Here is an 11,678-nt window from a genome sequence, read left to right as displayed (position 1 = left end):
GTGATGAGGCAGGAAGAAGAATGGTTTGCCCGGGCAGCGCTCCTGCTTCAGCACCACCGCCCCGTCGATGCGGCCCAACTGGCCATGCGCCGGCTTCAGCAGGAACCGTACGACGTGCAGGCGCATCTCACGCTAACGGAGGCGTTGCTGCGGCAGCGCCGGTTGTCCGAAGCGCTGGAAATGAGCCGCACAACCATTGCACTGGCCCCCGAGGAGCCCAGCGCTTTCTTCCTGCTGGCCCAAGTGCAGCACCTGCTCAGCCGCTATATGGCCGCTGATGAGGCCATTATCCAGGCCCTACGCCTGCGCCCCGATGTGGTCCGGTACTACGCCCTGCGCAGTCAGATTTTGTGGTTTGCGGGCTTATATGCGGCTGCTACCGAGGTAGCCTATGCGGGGCTCAACCTGGAGCCCCAGCATGCGGGCAACTTATTGTGGTTGGGCATGGGCCTCAACAAACTGCACGACTACACCAGCGCCGACGCCGTGTTTACGCAACTACTGGTGTTGGCACCGAGCACGGCCATTGTGCGGCTCAACGTGGGCTCGGCGCTGCTGGAACGGCAGCAAGCCGCTGCCGCCCTACCCCACTTGCGCGAAGCCCTTCGCCTCGACCCTACTTTACAGGTAGCGCACCGCCTCTTACAGCAAGCTATCCACGACACGCACTGGTGGCGACAGCCCATTGTGTGGGCAGAGGCACAAAAGAAAAAGATTCACCATTACTGGCAGGCGCCAACGTTTCGAGGTAAGCTGTGGGCGGTTTGTCTGACGTTGTGCTGCTGCCTGTTGCTGCTACCCCTGGCCGGTGCGTGGTTGCTGAGTGCCGTGCTGGACTGGCGATACCAGCAAGAGCAACGCGCCCCCACGCCCACCGATGCCTGGTTTTATGGTGGACTGATCTGGGGAGGCTTCACCATCGCTAGCGCTGCTCTGTTGCCAGCCAGCCTACCGTTGGTGTGGGCGCTGGTAGGAGGTGGGCTGGTTTTTCCGCTGCGCAATGCGTGGCGGCGCTTTCGAGAGGGCGACAAGCGGCTTCCCCTGGGCTTCCTGTTGCTACTCTCGCCGGGTGGTAATGCCCTGCTTATGCTACACGGCTTTTGGCAAAATCCTGATTCTGCTACCGAAAGCCGGGGCTTCCTGGCTATTTTTGGGCTTTTCCTGCTGATATATCAGTTGTTCCGACCCGCTAAACCACATGCTCAACAACAAGAGTAGCAGGTCCCACTTACGTTGTTCTTCATGCCCGTAACTCACTGGACCGAACGCATCCTGCTGCTCCTACGTCAAGAGCGTGCCCCGCAAGCTGAGCAGGAGCTGCGCCAGATGCTGCACGACGACCCTACCGATGCCCTGGCGCACGGCTGGCTGGGCATGGCCTTATTGGAGCAGAATAAGTTGGAAGAAGGACAGCAGGAAGCGGAACTGGCCATCCACCTAGCGCCGGAGTACGACTTTGCTTACTACCTGCTTAGCCTGGCCCACCTGCGGCAGCACCGGCCCCAGGAGGCCCAGCAGGCCATTGAGCAGGCGCTGGCGCTGGACCCCGCCGACCCCAACTACCACCACACGCTGGGCATCATCCGGTTTCGGAGGGGGCAATGGGAAGCGGCTTTGCGCGCCGCCGAAACCGGCCTGCGCTACGACCCTGCCCACATCGACTGCCTGGGGCTGCGCGGGCGGGCACTGGCTCGCCTGGGCCGCCGCGCCGATGCTGCCGACACGCTCCAAGAGGCCCTGCGCCACGACCCCGACGCGGCTGGCACTCACGCCGATGCCGGCTGGGTAGCCCTAGAAGCCGGCCGGCCCAAGCAGGCGCTGGGGTTCTTCCGCGAGGCCCTGCGCCTCCACCCTACCTCCGACTACGCCCGCGAAGGTTTGGTAGAAGCTCTCAAAGCTCGCTACTGGCTGTACCGGGGCTTCCTGAAATTTGCGTATTGGTCTACCACTCTGAGTGACGGCACCCGCCGGGCCTTGTTTATCGGGCTGTGGGTGCTGGCGCGGTTTGTGCCGCTGCTGCTACCGCTGTACTTGCTGTTGGTGTTCATGAGTTGGTTTGCTGATCCGCTGTTCAACTCTTTGCTGCGCCTGAACAGCCACGGCCGCCACGCCCTCAGCACCGACCAGATACGTCAGTCGAACCAGTTTCTGGTGCTACTGCTGGGTGGCACGGCGGCGGTAGTGGGTGGGCTACTGGGCCAGCTGCCAGCGGTGGAGTTGCTGGGCTTTGCCACGCTGGGGCTACTGTTTCCGGTAGTGGGCACGTGGCGGCTGCTGGCCCCCAAACGCCAGCGCCAGTCGATGTGGTTTGCGGGTGGCTTGGCGGTGGTAGGGCTCATAGCCGTTGGCCTCGTGGCGTTTGGCTTGCCGCAAACCTACGTTACGCCCGCACTGGCTCTGTATTTCGGTGGCCTCGTGGTGTACGTCTGGACCTATGCGTTGCGGTAGAAAGCTTTGCTCTGAAGCTGTTTAGACTTAAAACACGCTGTAAACACGAACGTCCCGCCTTATGAAGGCGGGACGTTCGTGTTTACAGCGTACTTCTTCGCGTTTACCGAGAAATCAGCTCTGGCTCCGACTCATGTTGTGCCGGACTCTTGCGGAAGGTGCGCTCATACTCCTCATCAACGTGGTAGGTCGATTCTTCGTGCTGGCTCAGGTCGAGGCCTAGTTCCTCGTCGGCTGGTTTCACACGTAATCCGAAGATGCTGGCCGTTATTTTCAGCAAAATCCAGGAGCCTACAAAGGTGTAGGCTACTACGATAACCAGCGCCAGCACGTGGTAGCCAAACGTGGTAGCCGACCCATGAATCAGCCCTACCTTATCAGCAAACACACCCGTGAGCAACATGCCTACGATACCGCCCAGGCCGTGGCAGGGGAAAACGTCGAGGGTATCGTCGAGAGTGGTGCGGCTGTTTTTCCAGTGCACGGCGGCGTAGCTAATCAATGAGGAAATAACCCCAATGAAGATGCTGTGTCCGCTCTGCACATAGCCGGCCGCGGGCGTGATGGCCACCAGGCCTACCACTGCTCCAATGCAGGCGCCCAGCGCCGTGGGCTTGCCACCCCAAATGGTTTCAATCAGCATCCAGGCAATGAGGGCCGCCCCCGAAGCCAGGGTAGTATTCACGAAGGAAAGAGCAGCTATATCGTTGGCGCCCAGCGAGGAACCAGCGTTGAAGCCAAACCAGCCGAACCACAGCAGGCCGGTGCCCAGCATTACGTAGGGTACGTTGGGCGTTGAGAAAGAACTCTGACGAATGTGCGTAGAGCGGCGCCCCAGCACCATGGCCCCGGCCAAGGCCGCAATGCCGGCCGAGATGTGCACCACCGTACCACCCGCAAAATCGAGCACACCCCACTGTCGCAGGAAGCCCTCGGGGTGCCAGGTCCAGTGGGCCAGCGGGCAGTAAATGAACAGGCTGAACAGCACCATAAACGCCAGGTAGCCCTTGAAACGCACGCGTTCCGCAAACGAACCGGTAATCAGGGCCGGCGTGATAACGGCGAACTTCAGCTGAAACGCGAAGAATAGCACAAACGGAATAGTAGCCGCAAACGCCGGATTGGGCGCCGTGCCTACATTACGAAGGGCTATAAAGGTCAAAGGATTACCAATCAATCCGTGCCAGGAGTCGCCGTAGGCCAGCGAGAAGCCTACCAGGTAAAACAGCACCGTGATAACGCCCATGGCTACAAAGCTCTGGAGCATGGTGCTGATAACGTTCTTGGGGCGCACCATACCGCCGTAGAAAAACGACAGGCCCGGCGTCATAATCAGCACGAGGGCGGTAGCGGTGAGCATCCAGGCAACGTCGGCGCCATTCAGCGAATCGGGCGCGGCGGCGGGGTGCTCCATGGGCACCAGCGCTACTACTAAGCTAATGGCTACCAGCGCGAATAGCGAAAACAGGGTGTAGCTTGGCCGTAGAGTAGAAGGGGAAGACATACGTAGAGGTGATTGAGAGGACCAGGGGGTATAGTTTCCAAGGGCAATATACACTTGAAACGCATTTTTCATCCAGATACCCTGCAATATTTACCCCCTTTTTCTCAAAAACATCTATTATTTACGATTTATACCTATAAATTTTACATCAAACAACGCATAATACTGCTCTTTTCCTTTTTCATCTTCTCTCTCAGTATTTTCTCTACCCCCTGGCCCTGCCAAGAACATTATCCAGATATTTCTGACCTGATCCAGTGTTGAGTAGCAAAATTTGCTCGTCGGGGCTGATAGTGCCGGCTGTTAGCAGATGACGCGCGGCCATCCACACGGCGGCGCCTTCGGGCGCTACAAACAGGCCCTCTAGCTGGCCTAGCTCGCGCATTCCTTCCAGCATATCTTCGTCGGAAATGCTTACCACCGTGCCGCCGGATTCTCGCAATACGCGCAGCATCATTTGCTCGCCCAGGGGGCGCGGCACCGCGAGGCCATTGGCAATGGTAGGCTGCCCCACATAAGCGGCGCAATTGGCCTGACGACCGAAATAGGTGTCGGCCAGCGGCTGGCAATTCTCGGCCTGCACGGCTACCATGCGTGGTAGCTTCGCGTTTTCAGGTAGCCAGACCAGCACCTGCATCTCCCGGAAAGCCTTCCAGATGCCAATGAGGCCAGTGCCGCCGCCAGCAGGGTAGAGCAGCACGTCGGGCAGTTGCCAGTCGAGCTGCTCGGCCAGCTCGTAGCCCATGGTTTTCTTGCCTTCGAGGCGGTAGGGCTCTTTTAGGGTAGACACGTCCAGCAACTCGTTGCGGCTATTCAGCTCGCGCACGCGGGCGGCGCAGTCGTTGATGAGGCCATCCACGAGATGCACTTCGGCCCCATACCAGTAGCATTCTTCCCGAAAAGCTGTGGGCGTGTGGCGCGGCATCACTACCACGGCGCGCAGGCCAGCGCGGGCGCAGTAGGCCGCCATGGCCACGCCCGCGTTGCCAGCCGTGGGGATAATGCACCCCGTACTTCCCAGCTCCTTTGCTTTCGACACAGCCATGCTCAGGCCACGGGCTTTAAAGGAGCCGGTTGGGTTTTGACCTTCATCTTTGAGCAATAGCTCGCGCAGATTATAACGGCCCGCCAGCTGACGCAGAGGTAGAATGGGCGTGAAGCCTTCACCCAGCGTCACCTTGTTTTCGTCGTCGAGCAGGGGCAGCATGGCCCGGTAGCGCCACATGGAGGCATCGTGCACGTTGATGGCCGCGGCGCGAGTCAAGCGCGGGCGCTGGTCGTACACTGCCTCCAGCGGCGCCGCGTGGCACTCCGACACGGTTTGCAACAGGTAGGCAGTGTGAGGCTGGCCGCACACCGAGCAGTGTAGCTCGTGCAGACGAGAAATGAGTTCAATGGAAGTCAGCATAGTAGTAAAGTCTACGCAAAACTCCGCCCTGTTCATTCCTGAACCTAACAGCTATTTGGAATAGGCTATGCCAGTTTGGAATACTGGCTGCTAAATACAGGCAGCAAATAAGTGGTTTGTCATTCTGAGTTTGCGAAGGACCTTCTCACGCGTGAACGAGTCGTTGTTATGACTATCGTTCTTACGTGAGAAGGTCCTTCGCAAGCTCAGGATGACACACTGTTTACTCTATTACCTTCTACCCCCTCACCGATAATACCGCTGCGCGAACTGCACGAAGCTTTTGTAAGGCAGGTTGTTTTCGGTGCCTTTGCGCTGCACGAAATCGAAGTGACGCACCAGGTTCAGGTCGTGCACGGGCACTTCTACCAGCTCGCCGGCTGCCAGCTCTTTCATCACCGCTTGGCGTGGTAGGAAGGCCAGACAGGTATCTACGCGCACAAAGTTTTTGAGCGCCTCGGTGCCACCCAGGCGCACCTTCACGGGTAGGTCAGTCAGCTTGATACCTTTCTCCGAAAGGGCTTCTTCCAGCACTGCCAGCGTGCCCGAGCCTACCTCCCGCAGAGCCACGGGCACCCGAAGCAAGTCCTTCGCCAGCAACTCTTTCTGCCGAAACGGGTTGCGGGCCGAGCATACTGCTACTACCTCGTCGGTGAGCAAGGGCGTGTAAGTGACGTTGCTGACTTTGTGAATGCCTTCAATAATGCCCAGGTCGATTTCGTGGTCGAGCAGGGCTTTGAGGATGTTCTCGCTGTTGCGGTTTTTAAGCGTGAGCTGGGTGTTCGGGAACTTGCTGAGGTAAGCCGAGAGCACCGGCGGAATCACGTAGAGCGAAATGGTGGTGCTGGCCCCAATGACCATGTGCACCTGCGGCGAAAACGCCTCGCTGAGCGCCGCCATGTCGCGGTGCAGCTCGTGCTGGAGTTGCCGGGCCAGCAGCAGCTTCTGGTAGAGCAGTTCGCCCGCGGGCGTCAGCTTTACCGTGCTGCCAAGGCGCTCAAACAGCCCCGTTTTGTAGTGCTCTTCCAAGGCCTTTACCTGCTTGCTCACCGCCGACTGCGTCACGAAAAGCGTTTGGCTGGCCTTGGTGAAGCTCAGCTGCCGGGCCACTTCCAGAAAAACTTCGTGCGGGTAGGAAAGCATCCAGCAAGTTTACTGTTTACAGCGAATTTCAGACTTGTACACGAAGCAAAAAAGCTTGCTTGTGCACGCCAGCAGCTGGCAGGTAAGGAGCGGCTCGATCTCCATTATACGCTTTCGGGCTTCTGGCGTACCTTTGTCCTATCGTTATGACGATCTACCTTCTCGCGCCCATTCCTACTCCACCCTGAGTGACTTTCGCTCAGCTTAGTTCAGCCCCTACCTTCTGTAGCGGCTTTTTCGCGCGTTTTTAGTTTTCTGATTTTTAACAGAATAGCTTCTCCAAGGCTTTTCTGGCCGACGGCGCACGCTAGTCGGAACATCTCCTCCTTGCATGATTCTTCTCGACAAGTTAACCAAGGGCTATAGCCCGAAGGACGAAGTATTGGCCGGCCTCACCACCGCCCTGGCCCTAGTGCCCGAAGTAGTGGCTTTTGCCCTGCTGGCCCACGTGAGCCCCCTAGTAGGCATTGGCTCGGCCTTTATCATTTGTTTGATTACCAGCATCCTGGGCGGCCGACCAGGCATGATTTCGGGCGCGGCTGGCTCAGTGGCTGTGGTAATTGTGAGCCTGGTGCAGCAGCACGGTGTAGAGTACCTGTTTGCCGCTGTGGTGCTGATGGGTGTCATTCAGATTGGGGTAGGGCTGCTGCGGTTGGGCAAGTTTATCCGGCTGGTGCCGCAGTCGGTGGTGTTTGGCTTTGTGAATGGCCTGGCTATCATCATCTTCATGGCCCAGCTAGAGCAGTTCAAGACCGAGGATGCGGCCGGCGCCACGCACTGGCTCATGGGCTCGGCGCTGTGGCTGATGCTGGGACTAGTGTTGCTCACCATGGCCATTGTGTACTTCCTACCCAAGCTTACGAAAGCGGTACCGTCGTCGCTGATTGCGATTCTGGTGGTGTCGGCGCTAGTGATTTTTGGCAATCTGCCTACCAAGTCAGTGGGCGATATTGCTTCTATCAGCGGTGGCTTGCCCCTACCCCACCTGCCCTCCATACCCTTCACCTGGGACACGCTGGCGCTGGTGTTTCCCTACTCCGTCATCATGGCGCTGGTGGGCCTCACCGAAAGCCTGCTGACCCTGACGGTAGTGGACGAGCTGACCGACACCCGCGGCCGCGGCAACAAGGATTGCGTGGCCCAGGGCCTCGCCAACGTGGCTTCGGGCTTCACGGGCGGCATGGGCGGCTGCGCCATGATTGGACAAACCATGGTAAATATTGAGTCGCGGGGGCGGCACCGGCTGTCGGGCATTGTGGCGGCAGTGGCGCTGGCGTTGTTCGTGCTGGTGGGCTCGTCGCTGATTGAGCGGCTGCCGCTGGCGGCGCTGGTCGGCGTGATGTTTATGGTAGTCATCGGCACGTTTGAGTGGGCCAGCCTGCGCATCATTGGCCGCATGCCGCTCACTGATGTACTCGTGATGGCGCTGGTGACACTTATTACCGCCATTTCGCAAAACCTGGCGCTGGCCGTGCTCATGGGCGTGGTGATTTCGGCGCTGGCCTTTGCCTGGGAAAATGCCCTGCGCATCCGTGCCCGCAAGCACCTCGACGAGCAGGGCCGCAAGCATTACGAGATTTTCGGGCCGCTGTTCTTCGGCTCCGTGGTAGCCTTCAACGAGAAGTTCGACCCGGCCGGCGACCCGCAAGAAGTTATCATTGACTTCCGCGAAAGCCGCGTGACGGATCTGTCGGCCATCGAAGCCCTCAACAAGCTCACAGAGCGCTACGCCAAGCTGGGCAAAACCCTACACCTGCGCCACCTCAGCCCCGACTGCCGCCGCCTACTCACCAACGCCCAGGCCCTGATTGATGTGAATTACTGGGAAGACCCTACCTATAAGGTGGTGGCCGACACGGCGGAGTAAAGCGTAATCAGAACGTCATGCTGAGCGAAGCGGAGCGTAGTCGAAGCATCTCTACCGTGAGTAACTCCTGATGATAGAAACGAAGCGGTAGAGATGCTTCGACTGCGCTTCGCTCAGCATGACGTTCCTTTTAACTCTTTTCACTTCTTTTTCGCATCTAGCCTATGCCTTGGCTTCTCCTATTTATTGCGGGTTTGTGTGAGGTAGGCTTTGCGGCCTGCCTGGGCAAAATGAAAGAAACCACTGGCACCGCGGCTACGCTGTGGCTGCTGGGGTTCTTTGCCTTTCTCACGCTCAGCATGACGCTGCTCTACCGCGCCACCCAAACCCTACCCATCGGCACGGCTTATGCCGTCTGGACGGGCATTGGGGCTGTGGGCACGGTGCTGGTGGGCATTGTGGTATTTCGGGAACCGGCCGACTTTTGGCGGGTCTTTTTTCTGACTACGCTCATTGCCTCTATTATTGGGCTGAAGTTCGTATCGAATGAATAGGGCTATAGTTGAACTGTTGGCGTAGCTACGCCTTAAACTATTAGATTGCGCACTGGCCTTCCTGCCCGCCGGAACGGTGTAGAGACGCATACTTACGTCTCGTCGTTGAACGATTCGGGCGGCAGACGTTCAACGACGAGACGCAAATATGCGTCTCTATACCGCGCCAGACTAACTCAACACAACTCATGGCCCTACCTTACCATCGTCTCGTCGTCAAGATTGGCTCCAACGTACTGACCCAGGCCGACGGCACGCCCGATCTGGCCCGTATTGCCCACCTGGTAGAACAGATTGCCGACCTCCAGCAGCCGGGGCGGGAGGTGATTGTGGTGTCATCGGGGGCGGTGGCAGCGGGGCGCAGCCTAGTGCAACTGCCCGACAAGGCCGATGCTGTGAGCAGCCGCCAGCTGTTGGCCGCTGTGGGCCAGGTGAAGCTGCTGACCACCTACGCCGAGCTGCTGGCGCACTACCAGCTCACGTGCGCACAGGTGCTGGTGACGAAAGAGGATTTCCGCGACCGGCAGCACTACCGCAACATGCAGAACTGCTTCCGGGCACTGCTCCAAAACAACATCATCCCCATTGTAAATGAGAATGATGTGATATCCGTAACGGAGCTGATGTTCACCGACAACGACGAGCTGGCCGGCCTGCTCGCCGCCATGCTCGACGCCGACGCCCTGCTGATTCTCAGCAATGTGGATGGCATCTACGACGGCGACCCGAAAGACCCCAGCTCCCACGTTATCCGCGAGATTGGCCCCGATACGCCCGATTTTTCGGCTTTCGTGACCACGCAACGCTCCCAGTTCGGGCGCGGCGGCATGATTACCAAGTGCCACATGGCCCACAAAGTGGCGCAACTGGGCATTGCGGTGCATATTGCCAACGGCAAAACCGAAAACGTGCTGCCCCGCGTGCTGAGCGGCGAAGTAGTGAACACGCGCTTCCTACCCAGTCGCACGGCCTCGGGCCGCAAGAAGTGGCTGGCCCACGCCGAGCCAGCCGCCAAAGGCACCGTGCGCCTCAACGCGGGCGCCTGCGCGGCCCTCAACACGCCGGGCAAGGCTACCAGCTTGCTACCGGTAGGCGTGGTGGCGGTGGAAGGCGAGTTTGAAAAGGGCGACATCATTCGGCTACTGGCTGAGGATGGCCGAGCCGTGGGCCTGGGCATGGCGGAGTACGATGCCACGCAAGCCCGCGAGCGGTTAGGCCAACAGCAGCAGAAGCCCCTGGTGCACTACGATTATCTGTTTTTGAACGCTGATATTTAGCTGTTAGCTTCCAATCACGAACAACAGCTATCAGCTAATAGCCAGCAGTTAACAGCCAGCAGCTAACAGCTAATAGAAACCACGCCTATGAACCTCACGCCTACTTTCGAAGCCACACAGCAAGCCAGCCGCACCCTCGCGCAAGTCTCCCCCGATACCATCAACGCGGTGTTGCTGGCGGTGGCCGAGGCTGCCGTGCAACACACCGAGCTTATCCTGGCTGAGAATGCGAAGGACTTGGCCCGTATGGCTTCCGACGACCCCAAGTACGACCGGCTTCAGCTTTCAGCGGCGCGCATCCAAGCCATTGCCGACGACCTGCGCAACGTGGCCTCCCTACCCTCGCCGCTCGGTACCGTGCTCACTGAAACCGACCTCGCCAACGGCCTGCACCTGCGCAAAGTGCGCGTGCCGCTGGGCGTGGTGGGCATCATCTACGAAGCGCGGCCCAACGTGACCTTCGACGTGGTAGCGCTGTGCCTGAAAACCGGCAACGCCTGCGTGCTGAAAGGCGGCTCCGATGCCGATTTTTCCAACCGCGCTATCATCTCCGTTATCCATGAAGTGCTGCGCCAGCACGGCCTCAACCCCGCCGTGGCTACCCTGCTCCCCGCCGACCGCGAAGCCACCGCTGCCCTGCTGCAAGCCGTGGGTTATGTGGATGTATTGATTCCGCGCGGCAGCCAGCAGCTCATTGATTTCGTGCGCAACAACGCCCGCGTGCCCGTCATCGAAACCGGCGCGGGCATTGTACACACCTACTTCGACGAAACCGCCGATTTGGCGAAGGGCCGTACCATTGTGGCCAACGCCAAAACGCGCCGCGTGAGCGTGTGCAACGCGCTGGACTGTCTGCTCCTGCACGAAAGCCGCCTCATCGACCTGCCTACCCTACTTGCCCCGCTCGCCACCGCGGGTGTGCTCCTGCACGCCGACGAGCGCGCCTACCCTGCCCTGCGCGGCGTGTACCCCGCCGAGTTGCTGCAACCCGCCCGGCCCGAGGATTTCGGCACCGAGTTCCTGTCGTTGCAGCTGGCCGTGAAAACGGTGGGTAGTCTCGACGAGGCGCTGGACCACATTGCCCGCCACGGCTCCAAGCACAGCGAGGCCATTGTGTCGGAAGACGCGGCGCACATCGAGCGTTTTTTGAATGCCGTGGACGCCGCCGCCGTGTACGCCAACGCCTCTACCGCCTTCACCGATGGCGCACAGTTTGGCCTAGGGGCCGAAATCGGCATCAGCACGCAGAAGCTGCACGCCCGCGGCCCGATGGGCCTAGAGGAGCTGACTAGCTACAAGTGGCAAGTGCGCGGCGACGGGCAGGTGAGGACATAGCGGCACGCGCTATATGCTGGCGCGTGCCGGTCCGACGCCGTAGGCGTCCGACCGGTTGTCGTTGCCCGAGCTTCGTGCTGACGCTTGCCTCTCCTACCTCTATTGGCGCGAACATCAGCAACGAAAACCGGTCGGACGCCTACGGCGTCGGACCGGCAGACGACGGCAAGCAGCTACAAATCCTGCACACACCGAAAGCCCA

9 protein-coding genes are annotated in these 11,678 nt (G+C 59.6%); 6 read left to right on the top strand and 3 right to left on the bottom strand.

Going from position 1 to position 11,678, the window contains the following annotated elements:
* The first annotated feature begins 3 nt into the window (after positions 1–3).
* Both KYK14_RS15025 and KYK14_RS15020 read left to right on the top strand, forming a co-directional pair.
* The gene (locus tag KYK14_RS15025; protein WP_219159923.1) at positions 4–1,218 is read left to right on the top strand and encodes a tetratricopeptide repeat protein; all 1,215 of its coding nucleotides are present in this window, start codon (positions 4–6) and stop codon (positions 1,216–1,218) included.
* Positions 1,219–1,242: 24 nt separating this feature from the next.
* Entirely contained in the window at positions 1,243–2,448 is a 1,206-nt protein-coding gene (locus tag KYK14_RS15020; RefSeq protein ID WP_219159921.1) for a tetratricopeptide repeat protein, read from the top strand.
* Between the two features lie 103 nt (positions 2,449–2,551).
* Here the strand turns inward: KYK14_RS15020 and KYK14_RS15015 are convergent, their stop codons facing one another.
* The 3 genes from KYK14_RS15015 to KYK14_RS15005 form a co-directional block, all read right to left on the bottom strand.
* On the bottom strand, positions 2,552–3,952 hold the full coding sequence (locus KYK14_RS15015) for an ammonium transporter (RefSeq protein WP_374940588.1): 1,401 nt from the start codon (positions 3,950–3,952) through the stop codon (positions 2,552–2,554).
* Positions 3,953–4,157: 205 nt separating this feature from the next.
* Positions 4,158–5,360: a threonine synthase gene (locus KYK14_RS15010; RefSeq protein WP_219159920.1), complete on the bottom strand. Its 1,203-nt coding sequence runs from the start codon at positions 5,358–5,360 to the stop codon at positions 4,158–4,160.
* 246 nt (positions 5,361–5,606) lie between these two features.
* Positions 5,607–6,503, bottom strand: a complete 897-nt coding sequence (locus KYK14_RS15005) for a LysR family transcriptional regulator (RefSeq protein ID WP_185282627.1) — start codon at positions 6,501–6,503, stop codon at positions 5,607–5,609.
* 331 nt (positions 6,504–6,834) lie between these two features.
* Between KYK14_RS15005 and KYK14_RS15000 the strand changes: the two genes are divergently transcribed.
* From KYK14_RS15000 to KYK14_RS14985, 4 genes are all read left to right on the top strand, one after another.
* Positions 6,835–8,370, top strand: coding sequence for a SulP family inorganic anion transporter (locus KYK14_RS15000; protein ID WP_219159919.1), 1,536 nt, complete (start codon positions 6,835–6,837; stop codon positions 8,368–8,370).
* A gap of 164 nt (positions 8,371–8,534) precedes the next feature.
* Positions 8,535–8,864 carry a DMT family transporter gene (locus KYK14_RS14995; protein WP_219159918.1) on the top strand — a complete coding sequence of 110 codons (330 nt, stop codon included), beginning with the start codon at positions 8,535–8,537 and terminating at the stop codon, positions 8,862–8,864.
* Positions 8,865–9,052: 188 nt separating this feature from the next.
* Positions 9,053–10,141, top strand: coding sequence for a glutamate 5-kinase (gene proB, locus KYK14_RS14990; RefSeq protein WP_219159916.1), 1,089 nt, complete (start codon positions 9,053–9,055; stop codon positions 10,139–10,141).
* Between the two features lie 87 nt (positions 10,142–10,228).
* Positions 10,229–11,476 (top strand): glutamate-5-semialdehyde dehydrogenase, encoded by a 1,248-nt coding sequence (locus KYK14_RS14985; RefSeq protein ID WP_219159914.1) that lies wholly within the window; start codon positions 10,229–10,231, stop codon positions 11,474–11,476.
* The last annotated feature ends 202 nt before the right edge of the window (positions 11,477–11,678 follow it).

Origin of the sequence: Hymenobacter profundi, from assembly GCF_019334315.1 — a bacterium.
In the GTDB taxonomy this organism is placed as follows: Bacteria; Bacteroidota; Bacteroidia; order Cytophagales; family Hymenobacteraceae; genus Hymenobacter; species Hymenobacter profundi.
This window is presented reverse-complemented; position numbering and strand designations above follow the sequence as displayed.